The 23,617-nt window shown below is 32.5% G+C and carries 25 protein-coding genes and 1 pseudogene; 18 read left to right on the top strand and 8 right to left on the bottom strand.

Annotated features, from left to right (window positions below; translation table 11 throughout):
* Positions 1-6: 6 nt before the first annotated feature.
* From ACWNT5_RS10330 to ACWNT5_RS10310, 5 genes and pseudogenes are all read left to right on the top strand, one after another.
* Positions 7-570: a DUF4126 domain-containing protein gene (locus ACWNT5_RS10330; RefSeq protein ID WP_299600656.1), complete on the top strand. Its 564-nt coding sequence runs from the start codon at positions 7-9 to the stop codon at positions 568-570.
* A 76-nt stretch (positions 571-646) separates the two neighbouring features.
* Positions 647-1,351: pseudogene (gene kdsB / locus ACWNT5_RS10325) on the top strand (3-deoxy-manno-octulosonate cytidylyltransferase); the annotation flags it as partial.
* A 78-nt stretch (positions 1,352-1,429) separates the two neighbouring features.
* Entirely contained in the window at positions 1,430-2,491 is a 1,062-nt protein-coding gene (locus ACWNT5_RS10320; protein ID WP_456517399.1) for an iron-containing alcohol dehydrogenase family protein, read from the top strand.
* A gap of 26 nt (positions 2,492-2,517) precedes the next feature.
* The gene (locus ACWNT5_RS10315; protein WP_456517282.1) at positions 2,518-3,069 is read left to right on the top strand and encodes a 1-acyl-sn-glycerol-3-phosphate acyltransferase; all 552 of its coding nucleotides are present in this window, start codon (positions 2,518-2,520) and stop codon (positions 3,067-3,069) included.
* A gap of 39 nt (positions 3,070-3,108) precedes the next feature.
* The gene (locus tag ACWNT5_RS10310) at positions 3,109-3,840 is read left to right on the top strand and encodes a hypothetical protein (protein ID WP_456517281.1); all 732 of its coding nucleotides are present in this window, start codon (positions 3,109-3,111) and stop codon (positions 3,838-3,840) included.
* Here the strand turns inward: ACWNT5_RS10310 and ACWNT5_RS10305 are convergent.
* The 7 genes from ACWNT5_RS10305 to ACWNT5_RS10275 form a co-directional block, all read right to left on the bottom strand.
* A complete protein-coding gene (locus ACWNT5_RS10305; protein ID WP_299897610.1) occupies positions 3,837-4,352 on the bottom strand; it encodes a hypothetical protein in 516 nt (171 codons plus the stop codon). The genes ACWNT5_RS10310 and ACWNT5_RS10305 overlap by 4 nt on opposite strands.
* Before the next feature lie 100 nt (positions 4,353-4,452).
* Positions 4,453-5,178, bottom strand: a complete 726-nt coding sequence (locus ACWNT5_RS10300) for a YebC/PmpR family DNA-binding transcriptional regulator (RefSeq protein WP_299897607.1) — start codon at positions 5,176-5,178, stop codon at positions 4,453-4,455.
* A gap of 81 nt (positions 5,179-5,259) precedes the next feature.
* Positions 5,260-5,544, bottom strand: a complete 285-nt coding sequence (locus tag ACWNT5_RS10295) for a 4a-hydroxytetrahydrobiopterin dehydratase (RefSeq protein ID WP_299897605.1) — start codon at positions 5,542-5,544, stop codon at positions 5,260-5,262.
* Positions 5,545-5,560: 16 nt separating this feature from the next.
* The gene (locus tag ACWNT5_RS10290; RefSeq protein ID WP_456517280.1) at positions 5,561-7,723 is read right to left on the bottom strand and encodes a glycoside hydrolase family 9 protein; all 2,163 of its coding nucleotides are present in this window, start codon (positions 7,721-7,723) and stop codon (positions 5,561-5,563) included.
* A gap of 152 nt (positions 7,724-7,875) precedes the next feature.
* On the bottom strand, positions 7,876-8,823 hold the full coding sequence (locus tag ACWNT5_RS10285) for a septum formation inhibitor Maf (RefSeq protein ID WP_456517279.1): 948 nt from the start codon (positions 8,821-8,823) through the stop codon (positions 7,876-7,878).
* Between the two features lie 101 nt (positions 8,824-8,924).
* Complete coding sequence (locus ACWNT5_RS10280) at positions 8,925-9,512, bottom strand: Maf-like protein (protein ID WP_456517278.1); 588 nt, start codon at positions 9,510-9,512, stop codon at positions 8,925-8,927.
* Between the two features lie 3 nt (positions 9,513-9,515).
* On the bottom strand, positions 9,516-10,400 hold the full coding sequence (locus ACWNT5_RS10275) for a geranylgeranylglycerol-phosphate geranylgeranyltransferase (protein ID WP_456517277.1): 885 nt from the start codon (positions 10,398-10,400) through the stop codon (positions 9,516-9,518).
* A gap of 201 nt (positions 10,401-10,601) precedes the next feature.
* Here ACWNT5_RS10275 and ACWNT5_RS10270 point away from each other — a divergent pair, with 201 nt between their 5' ends.
* From ACWNT5_RS10270 to ACWNT5_RS10245, 6 genes are all read left to right on the top strand, one after another.
* Positions 10,602-11,789 (top strand): S41 family peptidase, encoded by a 1,188-nt coding sequence (locus ACWNT5_RS10270; RefSeq protein ID WP_456517276.1) that lies wholly within the window; start codon positions 10,602-10,604, stop codon positions 11,787-11,789.
* Positions 11,789-13,186: a sensor histidine kinase gene (locus ACWNT5_RS10265; RefSeq protein ID WP_456517275.1), complete on the top strand. Its 1,398-nt coding sequence runs from the start codon at positions 11,789-11,791 to the stop codon at positions 13,184-13,186. The genes ACWNT5_RS10270 and ACWNT5_RS10265 overlap by 1 nt, the downstream gene beginning before the upstream one ends.
* A gap of 1 nt (position 13,187) precedes the next feature.
* Positions 13,188-13,868 carry a response regulator transcription factor gene (locus tag ACWNT5_RS10260; protein ID WP_456517274.1) on the top strand — a complete coding sequence of 227 codons (681 nt, stop codon included), beginning with the start codon at positions 13,188-13,190 and terminating at the stop codon, positions 13,866-13,868.
* Between the two features lie 33 nt (positions 13,869-13,901).
* Positions 13,902-15,113, top strand: a complete 1,212-nt coding sequence (locus ACWNT5_RS10255) for a serine hydrolase domain-containing protein (protein ID WP_456517273.1) — start codon at positions 13,902-13,904, stop codon at positions 15,111-15,113.
* Between the two features lie 90 nt (positions 15,114-15,203).
* Entirely contained in the window at positions 15,204-15,650 is a 447-nt protein-coding gene (locus ACWNT5_RS10250) for a hypothetical protein (protein WP_456517272.1), read from the top strand.
* Between the two features lie 71 nt (positions 15,651-15,721).
* Positions 15,722-16,138: a hypothetical protein gene (locus ACWNT5_RS10245; protein WP_456517271.1), complete on the top strand. Its 417-nt coding sequence runs from the start codon at positions 15,722-15,724 to the stop codon at positions 16,136-16,138.
* Between the two features lie 56 nt (positions 16,139-16,194).
* Here ACWNT5_RS10245 and rlmH read toward each other — a convergent pair whose 3' ends face one another.
* Positions 16,195-16,668 carry a 23S rRNA (pseudouridine(1915)-N(3))-methyltransferase RlmH gene (gene rlmH / locus ACWNT5_RS10240; protein WP_299600689.1) on the bottom strand — a complete coding sequence of 158 codons (474 nt, stop codon included), beginning with the start codon at positions 16,666-16,668 and terminating at the stop codon, positions 16,195-16,197.
* Between the two features lie 84 nt (positions 16,669-16,752).
* On the opposite strand from rlmH, the gene nadC reads away from it, so the two are divergent.
* From nadC to priA, 7 genes are all read left to right on the top strand, one after another.
* On the top strand, positions 16,753-17,610 hold the full coding sequence (nadC, locus tag ACWNT5_RS10235; protein WP_299897563.1) for a carboxylating nicotinate-nucleotide diphosphorylase: 858 nt from the start codon (positions 16,753-16,755) through the stop codon (positions 17,608-17,610).
* 3 nt (positions 17,611-17,613) lie between these two features.
* A complete protein-coding gene (locus tag ACWNT5_RS10230; RefSeq protein WP_299600693.1) occupies positions 17,614-18,531 on the top strand; it encodes a YihY/virulence factor BrkB family protein in 918 nt (305 codons plus the stop codon).
* A gap of 36 nt (positions 18,532-18,567) precedes the next feature.
* Positions 18,568-19,131 carry a chalcone isomerase family protein gene (locus tag ACWNT5_RS10225; RefSeq protein WP_299600695.1) on the top strand — a complete coding sequence of 188 codons (564 nt, stop codon included), beginning with the start codon at positions 18,568-18,570 and terminating at the stop codon, positions 19,129-19,131.
* A gap of 143 nt (positions 19,132-19,274) precedes the next feature.
* Positions 19,275-19,838 (top strand): chalcone isomerase family protein, encoded by a 564-nt coding sequence (locus tag ACWNT5_RS10220; protein ID WP_299600698.1) that lies wholly within the window; start codon positions 19,275-19,277, stop codon positions 19,836-19,838.
* Positions 19,839-19,939: 101 nt separating this feature from the next.
* Complete coding sequence (locus ACWNT5_RS10215; protein WP_299600699.1) at positions 19,940-20,368, top strand: DUF2147 domain-containing protein; 429 nt, start codon at positions 19,940-19,942, stop codon at positions 20,366-20,368.
* 106 nt (positions 20,369-20,474) lie between these two features.
* Positions 20,475-21,041 carry a chalcone isomerase family protein gene (locus ACWNT5_RS10210; RefSeq protein WP_299600701.1) on the top strand — a complete coding sequence of 189 codons (567 nt, stop codon included), beginning with the start codon at positions 20,475-20,477 and terminating at the stop codon, positions 21,039-21,041.
* 103 nt (positions 21,042-21,144) lie between these two features.
* Positions 21,145-23,598: a replication restart helicase PriA gene (gene priA / locus ACWNT5_RS10205; protein ID WP_456517270.1), complete on the top strand. Its 2,454-nt coding sequence runs from the start codon at positions 21,145-21,147 to the stop codon at positions 23,596-23,598.
* Positions 23,599-23,617 lie beyond the last annotated feature (19 nt).

The raw sequence follows: 23,617 nt of genomic DNA, 5'->3' as shown, positions 1-23,617 counted from the left end.
AAGTATATGCAAGAGACTATTTTGAGTATATGTTTAGGAGTTGGTTTGGCTGCTTCTGTAGGATTTAGAGTTTTTTTACCCTTGTTAGCAATCAGTATAGCAGGGCATTATGGAGTTATTCCTTTAAATTCTGAATGGGAGTGGGTAGGGAGCAATACTGCGTTAATCGTTTTATCCATAGCAACGGTAGTAGAGATATTGGCTTACTATATTCCTTGGTTTGATAATTTGCTCGACACCATAGCAATTCCACTTGCAGCAATTGCAGGAACAGCAGTGATGGTTTCTACCGTCGCTAATTTGAGTCCTGTAGTTACTTGGGCACTTGCAATTATTGCTGGTGGAGGAACGGCGGCTACTGTAAAAAGTACCATGGGAGCATCGCGGTTAACATCTTCTGCTACGACTGGAGGATTGGCAAATCCGATAATAGCTACAGTAGAAACGGGAACTGCAACTGTTATGTCGATATTATCTGTATTTCTTCCATTGGTAGCTATTATTTTGGTAATAGTGTTGTTTTTTGGTTTAAGAAAAGTTTATAAAAAACTATTCAGGCGCTCTTCTTGAAAATCGATTTAAAAAACCTATTTTTGACCCGCAAAAGCAAGCAATTTTGAACAAAACTGAACTAAAAACTATCGCAATGATTCCTGCGAGATACGCTGCATCCCGATTTCCAGGGAAACTTATGCAAGATCTTGAGGGAAAATCCGTTATATTGAGAACATACGAAGCTGCGGTAAAAACATCATTATTTAGCGAGGTATATGTAGTTACCGATAGCGAAATTATATTTGATGAAATTACATCTCATGGTGGTAAAGCTATTATGAGTAAAAAAGAACATGACTGCGGAAGCGATAGAATTGCTGAAGCTGTAGCAGATATGGATATCGATATCGTGGTTAATGTTCAGGGAGATGAGCCATTTACAGAAAGAGAAAGTCTTGAAAAAGTCTTAGAGGTCTTTCAGGGAGAAGATGCAGATAAGATCGATTTGGCAAGTTTGATGACTCCCATGACCGATTGGGATGATATCGTAAATCCTAATAGTGTAAAGGTAATCGTAGATGAGAATGATTACGCATTGTATTTTTCTCGTGCTCCCATACCTTACCCACGTGATAAACAAGTAAGTCATACCTATTTTAAACATAAAGGGATCTATGCATTTAGAAAGCAAGCAATTTTAGATTTTTATCGCCTACCGATGAGAACGCTAGAAGCTTCTGAGAAAATTGAATGCATACGATATTTAGAATATGGTAAGAATATAAAAATGATAGAGACACACCATGAAGGTGTGGAAATAGATACCCCGGAAGATTTAGAAAAAGCAAGAAATTTAATTAACAAACAAAATCTTTTGAACATTACATCTACGGTTACTCCTAAAGTAAAAGAATCTTTCCATAAGAATTTTCCTATGGTGCCAAGAGTGGTTTTTGGTAAAGGATCCTTTAATCAACTAGGACAAATCCTCTCTGCAGAACGAAAGAATGGAGCCCCATTCATCTATCTTATTGATGATGTCTTTGAGAACAATAAAACATTTATCGAAGATAGGATTGAATTATCAGGTACAGACAAGATTATATATGTTTCTACAAAAGAAGAACCTAAAACTTCTCAAGTAGATCAACTTGTAACAGAATTAAAGCAAGAATTTGGCTTTACTCCAAGCGGAATTATAGGAATTGGAGGAGGATCTATTATGGATCTTGCTAAAGCGGTTGCTATTATGATGAATAATTCTGGAAGTGCTACTGAGTATCAAGGATGGGATCTGGTGAATCACAAAGCAGTGTACCACGTTGGTATTCCCACAATATCTGGAACTGGAGCAGAGGTGTCGAGAACAACAGTATTGACAGGTCCTGAAAAAAAATTAGGTATTAATTCTGATTTCACTCCGTTTGATCAGGTAATACTAGATCCAGAACTTATAAAAGACGTACCAAAAGATCAGTGGTTTTATACAGGTATGGATTGCTATATACATTGTATAGAATCTCTAAAAGGTACTTATCTTAATGCATTTAGTCAAAGTTATGGCGAAAAGGCGTATGATCTTTGTAAGGAAATATTTTTAGATAATACTTTAGACAAAGAAGAAGCTGATGCTAAATTAATGATGGCTTCATGGCATGGAGGAATGAGCATAGCTTATTCTCAAGTTGGTATTGCTCATGCTATGAGTTATGGATTGGCATACGTTTTAGGAACAAAACATGGTATTGGTAATTGCATCGTATTCGATAAATTAGGTGAGTACTATCCTGAAGGCGTAGCGATTTTTAAACAAATGAAAGAGCTCCACAATATACATATACCAGAAGGTATATGTGCTAATGTTTCAGAAGATCAATTAGATACTATGGTCTCTGTGGCTCTTGGATTGGTTCCTTTATGGGAAAATGCGCTGGGTAAAAATTGGAAGGAACATATCAATGCAGATAAGTTAAAAGGTATTTATCGCTCTTTGTAACTTCTCTTTATAATATTTAATAACTCATGAGAAAGCTATCATCTTTTATATTTCATAAAATTATGGGCTGGGAGATGATAGGTGATTTCGATGCTGATAATGTAAAAAAGTGTGTGGTAATTGCTGTCCCTCATACTAGTTGGCACGACTTTTATATAGGGCTGTTAATTAGGCAATTAGCAGGTGTTAAAATTAGCTTCATGGGAAAAAAAGAGCTTTTTAAATGGCCGTTTGGATGGTATTTTAGAAAGGTAGGAGGGATTGCACTTGATAGGACACCTGGGCAGAATAAAGTAGAAGCGATTGCTAAAGAATTTGAAAAGCGTGATGAATTAAGAATTACCCTAGCTCCAGAAGGTACCAGAAAAAAAGTGGAATCTTGGAAAACAGGATTTTATTATATCGCAATGGCAGCAAATGTTCCAATAATCATGGTAGCCTTTGATTTTGGAAGAAAGCGAGTAGTGATTTCTAAAGCTTTTCATCCAACTGGTGATTTGGATAAGGATTTACAGCATATTTACAGCTTTTTTAAAGGTGTTAAGGGAAAAGTTCCCGAATATAGTTTTGATCCTTAAATCTTTTCAATTATACCATAAAAGAACAGTGTTAATGTTATGAATAGTAATCGATTACAGTGTCCTAGTTGTGGAGCAAATGACTCTTTTAAAGAGAATAAACCAAATCTATATACTTGCTCATATTGTAATTCTGTTTTTGAGCATGTAAGTGTTATTGATTATAAAAACATAGAAGACGTTCTATATAATCAAGTGATTACACTTCTTGAGGAAAGTACCCTACTAACTCCTGATCAACCCAAGTACTTAGTCAATTTTTATGCTAAAATGGAACAAATCCATGCATACCTTAGTCAATTGGATAAAAGTAGTTTTTATCATAAGTTGTTCTCTAGATTTGAAAAAGTATTAGATCAAGAAATAGTAAGGTTACATGATATGGGTGTTTCTCTTGATGCTAGTAAAGAGTCTTTATTTGAAGAGGGTAATTATATGAAGTTTTATTCATTGATTAATTATCAAAAAATGAAAGCACTACATCTAAGTAAGATCCATGATAAAAAGGATGGGCTGCTAGAAACGCTAAAAATTGCTCAATTGGCCAAAGATATTCAGGATAAATTCATTGGAGAATATCAGGAGGAAATAGTAAGGTGTATTCTATTTTTATTACAAGAACTTAAGGAGAAAGAACGTTTGTCTTTATATCTGGACGCCTTATGTAAACAATATAAAGATAACAATACTGAAATGGAACAGCTTGATTCCGATATATATGAAATTATTGGAAAAGAAGGATATACTGAATTTAAGAATCGAAATAATTAAAATTTTCGAGTACTCTCTTTTTTAATCACTTCTTTTTTAGGTTCTTCCTTTTTTTCTTCTTCTAAAGCACTGGCTCCAAAAAGTAATTCTGTACTAGAAAATGTAGTCCCAAAGGTTTTGGCAGCAAGATAAACCTGTGATAAAGCACTTTCGACCTGTTCCGTGGTAAGTTCTTTTAACGGGTGCACATAAGCAGACCATAGGATTCCATTAGAAATGGCGTATTTTACATCCAAGGCAGAATGAAAATTCGCAGTCATAGAATCTAACAATAAATCTTTATCTAGATTACTGGAATCTGTTATAGGAGCAATGATTCTCATTCGGTTATTCCTTTCGTCGGTAACACACAACATTGGGATTTCTTTATAAATAAATTGCCAATTACCAGTGATTCCATTTATCGTATCAGCTTTTTGGGTAATTATTTCTCCTAGTGTTTCATTATTCATTTGTTGGGCTGTAACGCTTACACCAAACGATAATAAAATCAAAAATATCCATTGTTTCATTGTGTGTTGTTTTGATGTAAGTCGGAAAGATTATTTAAACATAACAAAAAAGACTGCCTTTTATAGACAGTCTTTTCATAAAGTATTGTTATACTTTTAATTATGCTTCAGAAGAAGATTCTTGCATCGTATGATATACATTTTGCACATCATCATCTTCTTCAATTTTTTCTAAAAGCTTTTCTACATCCGCTGCTTGCTCTGGAGTTAATTCTTTAGTTACTTGTGGGATACGCTCAAAACCAGAAGAAAGAATTTCAATTTCGCGACTTTCTAATTCTTTTTGGATAGTTCCAAAACTACCAAAAGGAGCATAGATTAAAATTCCATCTTCATCCTGAAACACCTCTTCAGCACCAAAATCAATAAATTCTAGTTCTAATTCTTCTGGATCTAGACCTTCTCCGTTAATTCTAAAATTGCAAGTGTGATCAAACATAAATTCTACAGATCCCGAAGTTCCTAAATTTCCATCGCATTTATTAAAATAAGATCTAATATTGGCAACGGTTCTATTATTATTATCGGTAGCAGTTTCTACAAGAATAGCAATGCCATGAGGAGCATATCCTTCGAAAAGAACTTCTTTATAATCTCCTTGTGTTTTATCAGAAGCTCTTTTGATCGCACGCTCGATATTGTCCTTTGGCATATTTACAGACTTAGCATTCTGTATAACCGCTCTTAAACGTGAATTAGAATCAGGATCTGGTCCTCCTTCTTTCACAGCCATTACAATATCTTTACCAATTCTAGTAAATGCTTTGGCCATTGCAGACCAACGTTTCATTTTACGTGCCTTTCTGAACTCAAAAGCTCTTCCCATAATCTAAATTTAAAATCTAATTACAAACATAAGTAGAAACCAAAAGTTTCACAAATAGATGTTTGATTCTACATCATATTTTTATTCTTCTTCTACAATGCCGTCAATTGCCTTTGCAAGTTCAAAGTCTTTATCCGTTACTCCATCGGCATCATGTGTAGACAAGGATATATTTACTACATTATATACATTAGACCAATCTGGATGATGATTTAATGCTTCCGCTTCAAAAGCTATTCTAGACATCGCAGAGAAAGCATCTTTAAAGTTTTCAAATTCAAAAGATGTATGTAGGGCATTATCTTCATATTCCCATCCGTCCATAGTTTTAAGACGATCCGTAATTTCAGTTTCTGAAAGTTTCATTTGGTATAATTTTATTTTATTGAATAATAATTTTTTGACTAAAAGTTTTCATTTTATTTTCGGCAGTTAATATATACATTCCTTGGTTTAATTTAGAAACATTTATGTAATCTTTAATTTTGGTTTCAATTAATTTTTTTCCAACTAGAGAAGAAATAGTTACTGTATAGTCTGAAGTATCTATATCATTCGGGAATTTTATTTTTATTTGATTTTTAGCAGGGTTAGGATATACCACTAACTTAGGATTCTTGGTGTTTGGTGTATTTACAGATAAAGTATTATTAGAATCTGAAACAAATTTTGATAAAAGTCTAATATATGCTATCTGATATCCACAACTATTTTCAGAAATTGACCATGAATTCAATGGCCAGTTGTTATTAAAATCTAGATAAGATTTCTGATCAGGTTGTCCTTTAGGAGGATTGACGGAAATAGCATTACACAAAGCATCATTTGCGGTACTTCCACAGCTACTGTTACAGCATTGATCTCTATCATAGCTTGGATTAGGTCCTCCAGGAACAAAACCGGGAGCAGGACCATATAAAGAAACACCTGTTTCATCCCAATCCGTTCCATCCTGAAACCAAGTGTGGTATATTTGATTAGCACAGCGATCACCTCCATAAGAATACATATTGGTTAGGTATACCATATTCAAAGGGTTTACTCCATGCATATAATGAATGTAGTTTTCTGCCGCTTTTTCTGCATCTACTTCTCTGGCATTGTTAAGTGCATATTCTTTAATACTATAAAATGTTAGCCCTTTCTTAGCTTTCGTGTTATTACTTCCCCAAGTGTAGGTGTCTAAATGAGCCATGTAAGGATCAACCTTATTATCAAATGACATAAAGTTAATAGCATTAGAATTCATCGAACCGTTATACGTGTTCACAATATTATCCTTAACATTGGTAGAAACTCCAGGAATTCTAGTATAGTATAATAAAGTTTCTTGTTCTCTAGCTTCGTAAGGAAAAACAAAGTTCCAAGCGATCATATGAGTTTCTGTATAGTTACTTTCAAAAAATGTTTTATAGCTATCTTGATTTGTAATTTCATACAAATGTGCTGCAGCACGCAGTTTGTACATGGCTCTTCCGTAATCATCTACTTCTTGTTGCCCAGCACCAATACCTTGCGATCCGTTAGCTGCATCATTATTTCTCCATACCACGTTAGGATTTGCCGTTGCCCAATTCCACGCATTTATGGCTGCCTGTTCTAGAGTGCTGGCGTAAGCAGTCATTCCTAAAGAGGTAAATATTTTGGCTCCATAAGCAAAAGTACTAGCAGAATTCCAAGTGCTACTTGTATTAACGGCTCCATACAAACTTGGTCCTGTTGCAGCAGAAGGAGGACTTGCATGACTTTCGGATACTACGGCAATCATACTACCATCATTATTTTGTAATCGTAGTAAATGATCCATTCCCCATTTGACTTCATCAATAATATCTGGAATGGCATTACCTGATTCCGGAATATTATAATCATCTCCCCAAACATCAGGTGATTCCTCATAGGCTAATAACATTTCGTAGATATAGTTAGAAGTCCAGTTGGTGTATTTATTATAATCACCAGCATCATACCAACCACCACTTACATCCTTTTCTGTACTAGCATCGTTTGGAGCATCGTAACTTCTGCATTGCGTATCTTGTAAAGCGCCCATATGACTGGCACTATCTGCCCAATTAGGTTCTGCGTAAGGAGTCTCTTTTGCAAACCCTACACGCTGATAATAAAATGTTCGAACTGCTTGTTTGAGTATTTCATTGTATATATCCTCTCTAATTTCGAATTCAAAAGAGCGAACATTATTAGTAGTATCTAGAATATAATAAGTTCCAGGATTTGTATGACTACTAAAATCAAACCACCAAGCTTTATCTCCTGATGATGTGTCTTCTGCACCAGCATTCCAGGTTACAGGAGTTCCTGTAAATACCTGTTGATCGTTGGAAGCATTTACTAACGCGTATGTATTTCCTGGATTAAAAGATTCGCTAGAATCAAAACCTGTTTGTGGATCTCTAATTACCGCGATTTTGTCAGAGTTTGGTCTATATCCAAATTGATCAATAACAATATGATTCGTTAACGACTGTGCTTGCATTTCGCATATGCACATGAGTAACCATATGCATAACATGAGTTTTTTCATAATTAAGTAGATTTGTTAAGTTTAATTCTTTGGTAGTAGCAATTTCTTAATAAATGCTTAGTTTTCCTAATATCACTTAACAAATATATCTCAAGAAATAAGATTTTTTGTTTGGTTTTCAGTAAGTTATGAAAAGGTTGTGCAGGTTTGTATTATTTCAAATCTAAAGCATCTCTAAGAACTTCATCTTTATTACTGTTCTTTCCCCAATACGCAGATTTAATGCTTTTTAATTTTGTAGCTGTTGTTACTAATTCCTTTGTGTTTGGACCAAAACCACTTGTAAAAGTTTCTGTCCAACTTTCTATTTCATAAGGAAAAGAAGTTGAAAAAGTAATATTCAATTTCCTCTTTAGTTCGGGATATTCCAAGCTATAATTACTATAGTTCCCTTCTTTAGTGATGGTAGCTTTGGCGTTGTAAGCTTTGATTTCTTTATGTTTTAATCGGCAATATTCCAGGGATGGGATTACTTTTATGTCTCCAGTAGGAAGATTTTCAGGATCTATTCTAATCTTAGTCCAGAGTTCATTTTCCAAAATATCCTTATCTAACGTAAAGTTTTGATCAGCCTCTCCTTGAAAATAGGAATGCGACGTAATCTCATAATTCTCTTTGTTGTTAATTTGTGCGTATACATGACCACACCATTCTTGCATAGAGCTGGATACTTTAATCGCATGTTTATTGTCAGATACTGGATAGAACGTACTTTGCATAATGGAATAAGGATAGATTCCAGTATTAAATTTTTTAGTAGCATTGAGTTTTAGAACAGGCACGTTAGTATCGTTTTGGTAATCAGCTTTTACTTGTTCTTTTGGTAAAAAATCCTCTGTTACATAAATCAGCACAGCTTTTCCTTCTCTTATTTCTCCATATCTTGCTTGTTCTAGAGTATAAGAAGTGATTTCTGCTTTTCCTGCATACCAATATTTTTTAAAATCTTCTGAAAGTTCTTTTGCTGGTTGTAATTCAGATTCTGCTGATTCGGAACTATTGTTTAATGCCGTATTGTTTTTTTCATCAGCTTTGATATTACTACAGGCAATAATAACTAAAACTCCAAGTGCACCAAATAATAGTAAAGACTTTTTCATAGCGGTAATTTTAAGTTTTATGATCTATATGATTATTCAAAATCCTTCTTACTAGTAATCCTTTTGAATAATAGATCAACAAAAACTAAATTACGACAAAGCTATGATCTAGCAAGCGCTATTAACGTTTCATAAACAAGTTGTACAGGTAGTCCCATAACATTATAGTAACTACCTTCTATATTTGTTATACCGATATATCCTATCCATTCTTGTATTCCGTAGGCACCAGCTTTATCTAATGGAGAAAACGTGTCAACATAATAATCGATTTCATCTTTCGATAAGGTTTTAAAGGTGACTTTGGTGGTTTGGTTAATAATTTTAGTTTGGTGTATCGTCTTAAAACACACAGAAGTGATGACTTCATGAGTCTTGCCAGATAAAGAAGCAATCATTTGTTTAGCATCTTCAGGATTTTTTGGTTTGCCTAATGCTTTATTCTCATGCCAAACAATAGTGTCACTTGTAACTAAAATATCATTGGGTCGTAAATCAGAAAACTCTCCAGCTTTTAGATTAGCTAAATAATCTGATATTTCGGAGCCTTTTAGATCTTCGGGATACACCTCATTTACTTCTCTTATTTGTATGATAAAATCGAGATCTAGATCTTTAAAAAATTGTTGTCTTCTGGGTGAACCTGAAGCCAAAATAAGTTGATAATCTTTTAAAACAGTTTTAAGCATAGCTTATTTCAATATGAATTGATACAATAGCATAGATAAAGAAGTAGCAAATAAGACTAGTTTTAAAATTATACTTAAAACTTTATAATCTTTGTCGTTTTCTGCTCCCCAACTTCTAAACATAAAGTATAATAAAGGAGCTACCAATACTGCTAAGACTATAACAACAGCGGTTGAATTATTAAACAAGTAAGTGTATACATAGTAAATAATCAAACCAATAGGAATTATAGTAAGACCACTGATAAGCTTTGCTGTTCTGTCTTTTCCTAAAGCAATTGGGATGGTTTGTAATCCTGCATTATGATCTTTATCCACAGTAAGAAGGTCTTTTACAATTTCTCTAATGGTAATCATAATAAACGCAAACACTGCATAGTCTACAATAATCAGGAAAATAACTTTTTGGGATGCCTTGTTCTGCTCTGTGATTGCAGGAAGTAAATCAAAAATGGCTACGGCAATTAGCCCTAAAGCCATCATTATACCCATTAGTGCATTTTTGACCACAATGATTTCTTTTAAATAGGTGGTGTAAATATAGAATATGCCAGAAACGACAATAAATAAAGCAGCCAATTTGGGTCGACCAATAATATTAGAAAGGTAAAAACCAATACCTACGGCAATAACATTAAAGATAATGAAAAGTCGGTTTGCTATTTTTTCAGAGATTACAATATTCGATTTTTCTTTATCCTCTAGATATAGCATAACATTAAGAGCTGCCACTAGAGAAATGGTAGCAATAATTAGAAGCGAGATTCCAAATCCGTTTAAAGTAATATCAATTCCAAAAGGTTCAAAAAGCCCGTACTTAATGCATAATTGAGCTAATGCTATAAGAAGAAGATTATCAAGTTTAATGAGCTTTAGATATGATTGCATAAGTGTTTGAATTGGTTTGTTCGCAAATGTAATAATTAATCTTTTTTATAGCGGTATTAACTTAGCCTCTTCAATCCTTTATATTATAAGGGTTTTTGATACTTGTTAACGTTAATGCAGGGTTAACGATCTGTAATTTTTCGATTTCTTAGAAAGCCTTCTATACTTTTGATACCATCAACAATCAAAAAACGAATAGTAATGTTAAGAATCATCATCATTTTAGGAATCGTATCGAGTTCATTCGCCCAAACAAAGTATCAAAAGGATTTTAACACCTATTGGGAAACAGTGGATCAATACTTTGCTTATTTCGACGTTCAGAAAACGAATTGGGATAAAGTACGAAGTATTTACCAACCGATTGTAGATACGATTCAAAATGATGATGATTTTATTCGTTTGTTAGAGATGACTAATAATGAGCTTTATAATGGTCATATTGGTTTAAATAGAAATTTAGCTTCCTCTAGTAGAGTAATTCCATCAGGAACTGATATATGGGTTTCATATAAAAACAAACAATTCATTGTATCTGGTATTAGAGATGGCTTTTCGGCTCAAAAATCAGGAGTTAAATTAGGAATGTGTATTACAGCATATAATGGAGTTTTAATATCAAAAGCTATTAAAAAGTTTTTACCTAAGAGTGTTACCACATATACAAAAGAAATGTATGAGTACGCAGCCAACTTATTATTGGCAGGGACGCATAATCAAAGTAGAGTTTTGAATGTTAATGACTCATTAACATTCGAATTAGAAAAGGTGAGAAACAAAAATTATGAAGAATTGGTGACCTCAAAAATCATCGATAATAATATTGGGTACATAAAAATAAATAACTCATTAGGAAATAATAATACCATTGCTGCCTTCGATGAAGCATTGCGCGCTTTAGAAAATACAAACGGAATGATATTAGACCTTAGAGATACTCCTGGAGGCGGAAATACCACAGTAGCAAGAGGAATTATGGGAAGATTTATCAACAAAGAAGCAGCCTACCAAATACATAGCTTTACGTATGAAGAAAGATTATATGGAGTAGAAAGAAAAACGATAGAATTGGTTATGCCAAGAGGAAAGATATATGGTAAGAAGTTAGTTGTTCTTTGTGGTAAATGGACAGGAAGTATGGGAGAAGGAATGACGATTGGTTTCGATGGATTAAAAAGATCCGAAACCGTAGGTGCTGATATGGCTGATTTATTAGGTGCCATCTATAATTATACTTTGCCAGAAACGAATATTGGTTTTCAAATTCCTGTAGAAAAACTATTTCATATAAATGGAAAGCCTAGAGAAGATTTTAAACCAAAACACTTTATCTTAGATTCTCAAGATCAGTTGCAAAAGGCAATTGAAATTATTAACGCATCTCTATAATGAAGAAAAATATAAACTTATTAATTATTACTTCGGTTATTGCTTTACTTGCTTTATCTGGTATACAAGGGTATTTGATATATAATACATATCAATTAAAGAAAGATGTCTTTATAAAAGAAACAAAGAAAGCTATTAGCAATATAGATAATACCAAGGAAATGGATTCTCTCGCGGAACAATGGTATACATATCTGAGTGAGAATTTAGTGGAGTACAAGAAAAACAAAATTCAAAAGAAAGAAGCTCTTGATAAGTTTAGACCTAAAACAGATTCGTTAAATGATCTTTTTAAAGAATATTATAAGAAAGAGATTGCCAAACGCAATTTAGAGTATGATATTCAATATAAAAAGGATATAAAAAGTATCGTCCTTTTTGAAGACGAAAGGATGGACAGTATATTTTCTGCAGTAGACGGTGAAAATATATACACTTTCGGAGAAAAGTTTCCACAAAAAGATGAGGTGGTAATGAGTAATGCTCGATGGTTTACAGATTTTGAGTATGAAGATGAAGTAAATAGTGGTGGAATTAAAATATCCATGGATTTAGAAGTTCGTACTGTAGATTATATCAATATCATTGGTTGGAAAAGAATCGTATTTGGGCAAATGGCATCATTGTTTATTTTTTCAGTTTTGTTAATTCTTTTTGTGGTAATACTACTATTCTATTCCATAAGGAATTTGATTCGACAAAAGAAATTAGCGGATATTAAAACTGATTTTATTAATAACATAACTCATGAATTAAAAACGCCAATGGCAACTTTAGGAATAGCTTCTAAAACCCTAAGAAAACCTGAGATACAAAGTTCACCAGATGCTTTTGCTAACACTTTAGATATACTGGATCGACAAAATGATAGATTGCAAAAGTTAGTAGATCAGGTGGTTACAAATAGTTTGGGATCCGAAGAGATTATTCTTAAAAAAGAAGAAGTATTAGATGATACTTATTTTAAAAATGTATTAAAGGATTTTCAATTATCAGTACAAAACAAAAATGTTACCGTCACCTCCAAAATAGAATTTAGAGAAGTGAATTTAAATATAGACAAGTTTATGTTTACTACAGCTTTGTTAAATATCTTAGATAACGCAGTAAAATATGGAAAAGATGAGGTAGAAATTGTTTTTAGAACTTATTTAAAAGATGATTTGTATGAAATATCAATACATGATAACGGAATTGGAATTTCACCAAAGGAACAGCGAAAGATTTTTGAAAAATTTTACCGTATTACCGAAGGAGATGTGCACGATGTAAAAGGATTAGGTTTAGGATTGTTTTTTACCAATCAAATTGTAAAAGCACATCAGGGCAATATAAGCTTGGAAAGCAAATTAGATTTAGGAACCACATTTACCATCAATATACCAATCAATGAATAAGATGAAGCATATATTATTAGCAGAGGACGATTTTGATTTCGGAAGTATTCTAAAACAATATTTAGAACTTCATGGATATAAAGTGGTATGGGCCAAAGATGGGAAAGAAGCTTTAGAAATATTTGGGCAAGAACAATTCGACATCTGCGTCTTTGATGTTATGATGCCCAAAATGGATGGGTTTACACTGGCAGAAAAAGTTATCGAAATACACCCAGAAACTCCCTTTGTTTTTTTAACAGCAAAAAAAATGAAAGAAGATAAAATACGAGGGCTAAAACTAGGTGCAGATGATTATATCGTAAAACCTTTTGAAGCAGATATTCTTGTATTACGTCTTCAGAATATTTTAAAAAGATCTCAAAGAACTCAAGTAATAAAGGAAGAGGTGTTGTCTATCGGTGATTTTAAATTCGATGCTGTAAATCATTGTTTAAAATTGAACGAGGATCGACAAAAATTAACCGAAAAAGAAACAATATTAATTCAGTATTTGTTTGATCATAAAAATACTATGATCAAAAGAGAAAACCTACTGAAAGATGTTTGGGGAAATGACGATTTCTTTTCAGGAAGGAGTATGGATGTATTTATCAGCAGACTAAGGAAGTATTTTAAAAAAGATAGTAAAATAAAAATCGAAAGTGTACGAGGTGTGGGACTAACATTTCAAATAGAATAAATTAAATCAATCATCAATCAAAAAACGAACATCATGAAAACATTACAAGTACTACTATTCTGTTGCATATCATTATATGTAAACGCTCAATTAAAAGGAGAGCAATTAGATCAAAAGCTGGAAAATATTTATAAATCCAGTAAAATTGCTGGTTTTGGAGTTTCCGTATTTACTCCTAATCAAATTTTGTATCAGAACGGTTTTGGTTATGCGGATAAAGAAACACAAAAGCCTTATACGATCAATACAGTACAAAATATCGGTTCGGTTTCTAAAACTTTTATAGGAGTAGCACTAATGAAAGCTATCGAAGAAGGGAAACTTTCTATAGACACTCCTATTAATGATATTTTGCCTTTTAGAATAAATCATCCAAGACATCCTGAAACGCCAATAACGGTAAAACATTTGGCAACACATACTTCTTCGATTTTAGATACAGATGCTTATGAAAAAAGCTATATTTTAGAAAATGAAGCGGAATTTGATGAAAAAAAATATACTAAAAGCGAGTTAAAGGACCTTATCTTGATGAAGAGCAATAAAAAGTATAGTTTAGAAGCTTTTCTAAAAAATCATTTGACATCAAAAGGGGAGTGGTTTCGAAAAAATAACTTCTCTAAGCTTCAACCAGGCGACCGATATGAATATTCCAATATAGGTTCGGCACTATTAGCATATATTATTGAAATAGCCACAGAAACTTCATTTACAGAATATACACAACAAATTATATTAGATCCACTAGGGATGAGCGACTCGGGTTGGTCTTATGAAGCATCAAACCCAGAAAACTACGCATCGATTTACACAGAAAATGGGAATAAAATACCAAGGTATGATTTAATTACGTATCCAGACGGAGGATTCAGGAGTAGTATAAAAGACCTTTCAGCGTATTTACAAGGATTGATGAAAGGATATTATGGAGAAGATTCTGTATTAAAAACCGCATCTTTTCAACAAATGATGTCCGCTAAACTGGATAAAGACCAGTTAAATAATAAAGGAAATGAAAAAGATAATTATGGTTTCTTTTGGGAAGTAGGAACTTCCGGAAAGATTGGTCATAATGGATCGGATCCAGGAATCTTAACACTAATGTATTTTAATAAAAATGATCAAATAGGAGCTATATTTTTTATGAATACAGGTTTGGAAGAAGATAAAGATGTTCTTCAATCAGTAAAAAGTATTTGGAAAGAAGTAAAACAATATAGATCCGAGTACTCCAAAAGCTTGTAAGCTTCTACAAGCAATTAATATATCAATCAATCAATCATTAACATAGTTGAGATTTCGTATTAGCGATTTCTCTTCATAAAAGCGAACAATATGAAAACAGTAATTTTTGTTATTGTAAGTCTTGTATTTGGCTTACTAACAACACAGGCACAAATCGATAAGAGATCATCGGGATCTTCTTCTAGTATTTCTATAACCTATGATACCGATGCAGAGCATAAGACATTTTACAGATCATTTGTTACGCTCGATACAGATGATAACTATCGTATTAAGATTAAGTTTATGAAACGCATGAAGTCTCACATAAAATCTTATTTGATCGATCAGTTTGGGCAAAAGGATATGGTAATAAAGGACAATACTTATTCTTGGACAAAAGGTTTAGAAGATGAAGAGGTATACGTAGTAAAACTAAAAGGAAATAAACTAAGAATAAACGTAAACAAAGAATTAGCTTCAGATAAATTATTAAAGAGATTTGGACTTATCGGTAAAGAATTAAAAGAAATGACTTCCCAAGAATCAGGAAGTTAGTATTAGTAATTATTAAAATCAATCAATAATCTTTTCACTTAAAGTGAATCATTAATCAAAAAACATGAATTATGAAAACAATCATTTTTATCTTATGTATGACAATGGCACTGCCAACAGCACATGCGCAAACAAATTCAAACACTAAAGTAACGGTTAATTATTCTAGTGATGATACGGATACAGGGTACAATATCAATATTTCTGTCTCCAATACCGATGATAGTTATAGATTAAAAGCAAGTTTTCCTTCAGATAAAACGGATAAAGTAAAAAAGTTTTTAAAAGAACATTTAGATGCAAAAATGACTAAAAGTTATGGAGCTTACGAATGGAACTATTTGGCTAAGGGAGAAGATGGGTATAAAGTGAAACTTAAAAAAGGAAAATTATCAGTCTTTTTAGATAAAGATGCAGTTTCTATTGATTTGGTAGAAGATCTTATTGATACTTTTTATGATCTAAGAAGCTTAATAAAGGATAACTAATACAATGAGTTTTGTCTCAATAGCTATAAAAATTGAGATGATTTTAGAGATGAGCTTTATCTGTGATGATAAGGCTCATTTCTTAAGATGGTAAAACCTCTGTAGAGTTGTTCGATAAAAAATAAGCGAATCATTTGATGAGAAAATGTCATTTTGGATAAAGAAAGTTTTCCGTTCGCTCGATTATAGACTTCTGGACTAAATCCATATGGTCCTCCTATAACAAATATTAATTGTTTAATACCACTATTCATATGTTTCTGTAATAGATCAGCAAAACCTACAGAGTCATATTGCTTTCCATTCTCATCCAATAAAACTAGCACATCAGAAGTGGTTATTTTCTGCAGGATCAATTTTCCTTCTTTGTCTTTTTGTTGTGCTTCACTAAGATTCTTGGAATTTTTGATATCAGGTATAATGTCAAAAGAAAACTTGATATAAAAACCTAGTCTTTTAATATATTCTGCAGTAAGATCCTGTAATTGTTTATGATCTGTTTTACCAACTGCAATTAATTTAATAGTCATTTGTATTGATTATTTATGCACTTTGTAGTTACTACTTCATTCTTCCAACTACTTTTCCTACTTTAGCAAAAATAACCATTCAATATGATTACAAAGGCTCAATTCGACAACGAAATTGAATTAATTATTGCTAATGCTATTAGAGAAGATGTAGGTGATGGAGATCATAGCTCTCTTGCTTGTATTCCAGATACGGCAACTGGCAAAGCAAAACTTCTCGTAAAGGATGAAGGAATATTGGCAGGAGTAGATTTTGCTAAGAAAGTATTTAATTATGTAGATCCAAATATGGAAATCGAGGTGATGATCGAAGATGGATCCAAAGTAAAATACGGAGATATTGCCTTTTATGTTTCTGGAAGCTCTCAATCTATTCTTAAGGCGGAGCGACTTGTATTGAATGCAATGCAAAGAATGAGTGCTATTGCCACAAAAACAAATCATTTTGTGCAACTTCTGGAAGGAACAGGAACTAAAATTTTAGATACTAGAAAAACAACTCCCGGAATTAGAGCTTTAGAAAAATGGGCTGTAAAAATTGGTGGTGGTGAAAATCATAGGTTTGCTTTATATGATATGATTATGCTAAAAGATAACCATATTGATTTTGCGGGAGGAATCACAAAAGCCATAGAAAAGACAAAAAAATACCTAGCTGATACCAAAAGAGATTTAAAAATAATTGTAGAAGCTAGAAACCTTGAAGAGATCCAAGAAATTCTTAAAACACCTGGTGTCTATAGAATTTTGATTGATAACTTTAATTATGAAGATACTAGAACAGCAGTAAAGCTTATCGGTGATACCTGTCTTACCGAATCTAGTGGTGGTATTAATGAAAATACAGTTCGTAAATACGCAGAGTGTGGTGTTAATTATATAAGCAGCGGTGCGTTAACGCATTCGGTATATAATCTAGATTTGAGTTTGAAAGCAGTATAATATATGTCTAAAGAAGTCGAAGATAAACTCCATAAAATTCCGATTATTAATCTTTTTGTTAAAATCGGTAAAAAAGTAATTCTTCCAGGCTTCGAAGGACTATCATTATATGATTTAGTAGAAATTTATTCCATCGGTATCGTAAAAGGTACATTTTCGGCAAGAGCAAGTTCTATATCATGGAGTTTTTTCTTGTCCCTGTTTCCCTTTTTACTTTTCTTACTTAATTTAATTCCTATAATTCAGATTGATGGTTTTCAGGAAAATTTCTTCGAGTTTATTACCTCTGCTTTACCCAATCAATCAAAACTTTTTTTTGAAGGGATTTATAAAGATATCTCCGATACACCAAGAACAGGTTTATTATCTACAGTTTTTGTTTTATCGCTGTTTTTAATGACGAATGGGATCAATGCAGTTTTTTCGGGATTCGAATACTCCTATCACGTAACACTGAACCGCAATTTTGTAAAGCAATATATAGTTGCCTTAGGTGTGTCTTTAATTGTGGCATCATTGTTGCTTATCACGGTAATAGTAACATTATATTTTAGTTACTTGTTAGAAAATTTAAAAGAAATAGGAGTAATGGACAATACTGTTTTTTGGTTACAATTTGGAAAATATGGATTATTCGTACTGATGATCTTTCTCATTGTAGCTACTTTGTTTTATTTCGGTACCACTGAAGGTAAAATGAATAGATTCTTTTCTCCAGGTGCTTTTATGACCACCATTCTAATTATGGTTACGACCTATTTGTTTGGTATTTACATAGATAATTTTTCTAACTATAATAAATTGTATGGTTCTATAGGTGCAATGCTAATTCTAATGGTATACATTTGGCTCAACGCTAATTTACTTTTATTAGGATTTGAATTAAACGCATCTCTTATTAAATTGAAGAAGAATTTTTAATATTTTAGCATCATACAAACATTTAATTTAATAAAAATGAAAAAACTAAGCTTATTATTTATTCTTTTAGCAATTGTAGGAACTACTCAAGCTCAAGTGAAGGTAGGAGATGCTACACTTCCAAATACAGTAACGTTTAGCGGAGAAGACCTTTCCATAAATGGAGCTGGATTAAGAGAGAAGTTCTTTTTCGATATTTATGCTGGAGGATTATATCTTAAGAAGAAAAGTGCTAGTGGGAATACGATAGCGGCAGCCGATGAAACGATGGCAATTAAATTGCATATTTTATCAGGAATGATGTCTAGAAGTAAAATGGCTGGTGCCTTAAGAGATGGATTTAAAAAATCTACAAATGGTAATACAGCACCTTTAGATGATAGAATTAATACATTTATTGGTTTCATAAAAGATGAGATCGAAGAAGGTCAGATATACGATATAGTATATGAAAAAGGAAAGGGAAGTGTGATCTATAAAGATGGTGTAGAAAAGGGATATGTAGAAGGTTTAGACTTCAAAGAAGCACTTTTTAAGATATGGATCGGAGATAATCCAGCAGATAAAGGGTTAAAAAATGAAATGTTAGGTGCTTTTTAGGATAAAATGCTTATTTTAGCGGTGAAATACACAATTTAACGTTTTTTTTTGAAAATTGCTATGCGCGCATAACAGATTTTATTACTTTTGAAACTTGATGGAAAAATTGATATTAATATACCCCAAATAAAACTTTGACAAAGATGAAGAATATTACTTTATTAATTGTAGCGTTAATTTCTCTAAATACAGCTACAGCACAAATTAGAGTAGGTAAGGCTGTGTTACCTTACGAAGAGAACTTTGGCGATACGGATCTGAAGTTAAATGGTGCGGGGATGCGCGAAATGTTATGGATTGATCTATACGCTGGAGGGTTGTATTTACAGAAAAAGAGTAAAGACCCTAGAGCGATTTTGGATGCCGACGAAACAATGGCTATTAAACTAAATATTGTTTCTGGATTTGTTACACAAAAGAAAATGATCAAAGCAGTAAGAGATGGTTTTAATAAAGCAACTTTTGGCAATACAAAAACGTTAGATGAGAGAATCAATAAGTTTATTAAGTTTTTTAATGAGCCTATTGTGAAGAACGATATTTTTGATATTGTATATATAAAGGATAAAGGCGTTCACTGTTTCAAAAATGGAAAAAAACTAGGAGAAATAGAAGGACGTGACTTTAAATATGCATTATTTAAAATATGGTTAGGTGATGAACCTGCTAGTGAAGGAATCAAAAATGGAATGTTAGGATTACAGTAATTCTAATTCCTTAATGATAAACATAAAAGCTACCTGAGCTCAGGTAGCTTTTTTAGTATCACATATTTTTTTAATATTATAATCTAAAATAAATACTCAATATGAAATTATCTCAAATCATTATTAGCTGTTTTATATTACTATCAAGTTTTGTAAATGCTCAAAATGGAATTATTGGAAAATGGAAAACAATAGATGATACTACTGGAGAAGCCAGATCTATCGTAGAAATCTACAAAAAGGGAGATAAAATTTACGGAAAGATTGATCGAATTTTAAAGGAATCGGATAGAGGACAATTATGTAAAGAATGTGAAGGAGAAGATTATAATAAACCTATCGAGGGTATGGTTATTATAAAAGGTTTAACAAAAGATGGGAATGAATATGAAGATGGAACAATTTTAGATCCTGAAAATGGAAAGGTGTACAGATGCAAAATTTGGTTAGAAGAAAATGATCCAAACACCTTAAATGTAAGGGGTTACATTGCCTTTTTATTTCGTACTCAACAGTGGGTTAAAGCATAGTGTGTTTCTTAATGGTTTAATGTTTAAACAAAATTTTAACATTTTTGATTGTTAGTTTTTAAAAAAATACAGAACTAAGACTTTGTAATTTTTAAAAAACTAAATCATGAAAAAAATAATTACCCTATCTATATTACTGCTAGTTGCAACAATGGCAACAGCCCAAATTCGAGTTGGTGATGCAGTAGTTCCTTATAAAGTAAATTTTGAAGGAGAAGAACTTACCCTTAATGGTGCCGGAGTTAGAAAAGTACTTGGCGTAGAAACATATTCCGGAGGTTTATATACCGTAAATAAATATACAGATGATAGAAAAGTTTTAGATGCAGATGAGAGTATGTCTATTAGATTAGTTATCAATTCTAAAAAAGTAACTAATAAAAGAATGATCAAAGTGTTTAGAAAAGGTTTTGATGATGCTATGTTTGGAAATACACAAAGTTTAGATGAAAGAATCGATAAGTTTTTAGAACTATTTGGTAGTAGTACGCAAATCAATGATTTCTTTGATCTTGTTTACATAAAAGGAAAAGGAATAAGAACGTATAAGAATGGAGAAGAAATTGGATATATAGAAGGAAGAGATTTTAAATATGCGTTATTCAAAATTTGGTTGGGAGATGAGCCAGCGTGTAAATTAATCAAAGGAGGAATGTTAGGTCAAAACGGATAAAATAAATTTACCCCAAAATCTAGCAAAAGCCAGGTCAATTGATCTGGCTTTTGTTGTTTATAATTTGGCTAAAGATGTATTTTTGTATGAATCAAAAATGTCGATGCAGTATTATATAGATGTAATTCTTCCTATTCCTCTTCATAAAGAGTTTACGTATAGTGTTAATGAGAGCGAGGCTCATTTCCTAAAACCAGGAATGAGAGTAGCTGTACAATTTGGTAAAAGTAAAGTGTATTCTGCATTGGTAACGAACATTCATCAAACGGCTCCTCAGGTTTATGAAGCTAAAGAGATCGAGCATATTTTGGATGAGGTTCCTATTGTAACAAATGATCAATTACAACTTTGGTCTTGGATATCAGAATACTATATGTGTTCTAAGGGAGAAGTAATGAGAGCTGCCTTACCTAGTGCATTCTTACTCGAAAGTGAAACTATTATTCTTAGAAATGATTCACATGCAATAGATGAACAAGAATTAAAAGATGATGAGTTTTTATTGTACGAAGCACTGCAGCATCAAAGTTTACTTCGCATACAGGAGGTAATGGATATTGTAGGGAAGAAAAGTGTACTTCCACTTATAAAAAGGCTTATAGAGAAAAATGTAATTACTGTTCAGGAGGAGATTTATGAGCAATACAAACCTAAACTAGTTCGGTATGTTAAATTACAGAATGCATATAGTACCGAAGAAGCATTACAAGATTTATTAGATTCTTTAACAAGAGCTCCTAAGCAAAAGGAAGTGTTAATGCATTTGTTTATGTTGCAAGCCAAAACAAATAAAGCTATTAAAGTAGCAGACCTAATTAAAGTAGCTAATAGCAGTACTAGTATTATTAAGACCTTAGTTGATAAAGGTATTTTAGAAGAGTATCACAAGCAAACCGATAGAGTAGAGTATATGTCTAATGTTAATGTTGCTAGCAAAGAATTGAATTCTTTTCAAAAACAAGCATTAGAGCAAATACAAAAACATTTACTGGAAAAAGATGTCTGTTTGTTTCATGGGGTTACTTCTTCTGGTAAGACAGAAGTATACGTGAAACTAATAGAAGAGCAAATTGCAAAAGGAAAACAAGTTTTGTATTTGTTACCCGAAATAGCTTTGACCACGCAACTAATTAGTAGATTGCAAGAATACTTTGGTGAAAAATTGACCGTATACCATTCAAAATATTCGGTAAATGAAAGAGTAGAAGCTTGGAATAATGTAAAAGAATCTAAAGCAAAAGCACAAATAGTTATTGGTGCTAGATCTTCAATCTTTCTTCCATTCACAAACCTGGGGTTAATCATTATAGATGAGGAGCACGAAAGTTCGTTTAAGCAGTATGATCCAGCTCCTAGATACCATGCAAGAGATACAGCAATTGTACTTTCCAAACTATTTAATGGTAAAGTAGTTCTTGGATCTGCTACTCCTTCTTTAGAATCATACTATAATGCCAATCAAAAAAAGTACGGATTGGTTACTCTAAATAGAAGATATGGTAATGTATTGATGCCAGATATTAATCTGGTAGATCTTAAAACGAAGTACAAGCGTAAAGAGATGAAAGGGCACTTTAGTGATACCCTATTAACAGCTATCGAAGAAGCTTTAAAAGAAGATGAACAGGTAATTTTATTTCAAAATAGGAGAGGATATTCTCCTGTCGTAGAATGTAATACTTGCGGCCATTCTCCGCAGTGTCCTAATTGTGATGTTAGCTTAACATATCATAATTATAGAAATCAATTGAGATGTCATTATTGCGGATATCATATCGCAATGTTGCAAAAATGTCTTGCCTGCGATAGCCCTGAGTTAACTACAAAGGGTTTTGGTACTGAACAGATAGAAAATGAACTTAAAGAGCTTTTTCCAGAACATCATATTGGTCGAATGGATCAGGATACTACAAGAGGAAAGCATGGATACGAAAAAATTATTACCAAATTCGAAAATGGAGAAATTGATATTTTAGTAGGAACTCAAATGCTTACAAAAGGACTTGACTTTAGAAATGTAACTTTGGTGGGTATTATGAATGCGGATAATTTGCTAAACTTTCCTGATTTCAGAGCGCATGAAAGAAGTTTTCAATTAATGCAACAGGTAGCTGGTAGAGCTGGTAGAACCAGTAAGAGAGGAAAAGTTCTGATACAGACCTATAATCCTTTTCATCAAATTCTACAACAGGTATCTATTAATGACTTTGAAGGAATGTATAAAGATCATATGGAAGAGCGTTATCAATATAAATATCCTCCATTTTACAGGATTATTAAAATAACAGGACGTCATAAAGATTATAATAGAGTTAATGACGCTACAGCCTGGTTTGCTAAATCTCTTAGAATGAGTTTTAAAGAACATGTTTTAGGGCCCGAATTCCCTCCAATCTCCAGAATTAGAAACCAGTATAATAAAAATATATTGGTTAAAATACCAGCAGGACAATCTCTAAAAAAAACAAAAGACGTTATTAAAAAAATTGAGAACTCATTTAAAAGTATTAGAGAGTTTTCTGGAGTACGGATAATTATCAACGTCGATAATTATTAATGCTCATTACAGGTTTCAT

This window comes from Aquimarina sp. 433, from assembly GCF_054054605.1.
This window is presented reverse-complemented; position numbering and strand designations above follow the sequence as displayed.

What these genes read in the sequence shown, in the direction of transcription:
- ACWNT5_RS10330 (WP_299600656.1), top strand. Translation starts at nt 7, where the DNA reads ATGCAAGAGACTATTTTGAGTATATGTTTAGGAGTTGGTTTGGCTGCT.
- ACWNT5_RS10320 (WP_456517399.1), top strand. Translation starts at nt 1,430, where the DNA reads ATGGTGCCAAGAGTGGTTTTTGGTAAAGGATCCTTTAATCAACTAGGA.
- ACWNT5_RS10315 (WP_456517282.1), top strand. Translation starts at nt 2,518, where the DNA reads ATGAGAAAGCTATCATCTTTTATATTTCATAAAATTATGGGCTGGGAG.
- ACWNT5_RS10310 (WP_456517281.1), top strand. Translation starts at nt 3,109, where the DNA reads ATGAATAGTAATCGATTACAGTGTCCTAGTTGTGGAGCAAATGACTCT.
- ACWNT5_RS10305 (WP_299897610.1), bottom strand. Translation starts at nt 4,352, where the DNA reads ATGAAACAATGGATATTTTTGATTTTATTATCGTTTGGTGTAAGCGTT.
- ACWNT5_RS10300 (WP_299897607.1), bottom strand. Translation starts at nt 5,178, where the DNA reads ATGGGAAGAGCTTTTGAGTTCAGAAAGGCACGTAAAATGAAACGTTGG.
- ACWNT5_RS10295 (WP_299897605.1), bottom strand. Translation starts at nt 5,544, where the DNA reads ATGAAACTTTCAGAAACTGAAATTACGGATCGTCTTAAAACTATGGAC.
- ACWNT5_RS10290 (WP_456517280.1), bottom strand. Translation starts at nt 7,723, where the DNA reads ATGAAAAAACTCATGTTATGCATATGGTTACTCATGTGCATATGCGAA.
- ACWNT5_RS10285 (WP_456517279.1), bottom strand. Translation starts at nt 8,823, where the DNA reads ATGAAAAAGTCTTTACTATTATTTGGTGCACTTGGAGTTTTAGTTATT.
- ACWNT5_RS10280 (WP_456517278.1), bottom strand. Translation starts at nt 9,512, where the DNA reads ATGCTTAAAACTGTTTTAAAAGATTATCAACTTATTTTGGCTTCAGGT.
- ACWNT5_RS10275 (WP_456517277.1), bottom strand. Translation starts at nt 10,400, where the DNA reads ATGCAATCATATCTAAAGCTCATTAAACTTGATAATCTTCTTCTTATA.
- ACWNT5_RS10270 (WP_456517276.1), top strand. Translation starts at nt 10,602, where the DNA reads ATGTTAAGAATCATCATCATTTTAGGAATCGTATCGAGTTCATTCGCC.
- ACWNT5_RS10265 (WP_456517275.1), top strand. Translation starts at nt 11,789, where the DNA reads ATGAAGAAAAATATAAACTTATTAATTATTACTTCGGTTATTGCTTTA.
- ACWNT5_RS10260 (WP_456517274.1), top strand. Translation starts at nt 13,188, where the DNA reads ATGAAGCATATATTATTAGCAGAGGACGATTTTGATTTCGGAAGTATT.
- ACWNT5_RS10255 (WP_456517273.1), top strand. Translation starts at nt 13,902, where the DNA reads ATGAAAACATTACAAGTACTACTATTCTGTTGCATATCATTATATGTA.
- ACWNT5_RS10250 (WP_456517272.1), top strand. Translation starts at nt 15,204, where the DNA reads ATGAAAACAGTAATTTTTGTTATTGTAAGTCTTGTATTTGGCTTACTA.
- ACWNT5_RS10245 (WP_456517271.1), top strand. Translation starts at nt 15,722, where the DNA reads ATGAAAACAATCATTTTTATCTTATGTATGACAATGGCACTGCCAACA.
- rlmH (WP_299600689.1), bottom strand. Translation starts at nt 16,668, where the DNA reads ATGACTATTAAATTAATTGCAGTTGGTAAAACAGATCATAAACAATTA.
- nadC (WP_299897563.1), top strand. Translation starts at nt 16,753, where the DNA reads ATGATTACAAAGGCTCAATTCGACAACGAAATTGAATTAATTATTGCT.
- ACWNT5_RS10230 (WP_299600693.1), top strand. Translation starts at nt 17,614, where the DNA reads ATGTCTAAAGAAGTCGAAGATAAACTCCATAAAATTCCGATTATTAAT.
- ACWNT5_RS10225 (WP_299600695.1), top strand. Translation starts at nt 18,568, where the DNA reads ATGAAAAAACTAAGCTTATTATTTATTCTTTTAGCAATTGTAGGAACT.
- ACWNT5_RS10220 (WP_299600698.1), top strand. Translation starts at nt 19,275, where the DNA reads ATGAAGAATATTACTTTATTAATTGTAGCGTTAATTTCTCTAAATACA.
- ACWNT5_RS10215 (WP_299600699.1), top strand. Translation starts at nt 19,940, where the DNA reads ATGAAATTATCTCAAATCATTATTAGCTGTTTTATATTACTATCAAGT.
- ACWNT5_RS10210 (WP_299600701.1), top strand. Translation starts at nt 20,475, where the DNA reads ATGAAAAAAATAATTACCCTATCTATATTACTGCTAGTTGCAACAATG.
- priA (WP_456517270.1), top strand. Translation starts at nt 21,145, where the DNA reads ATGCAGTATTATATAGATGTAATTCTTCCTATTCCTCTTCATAAAGAG.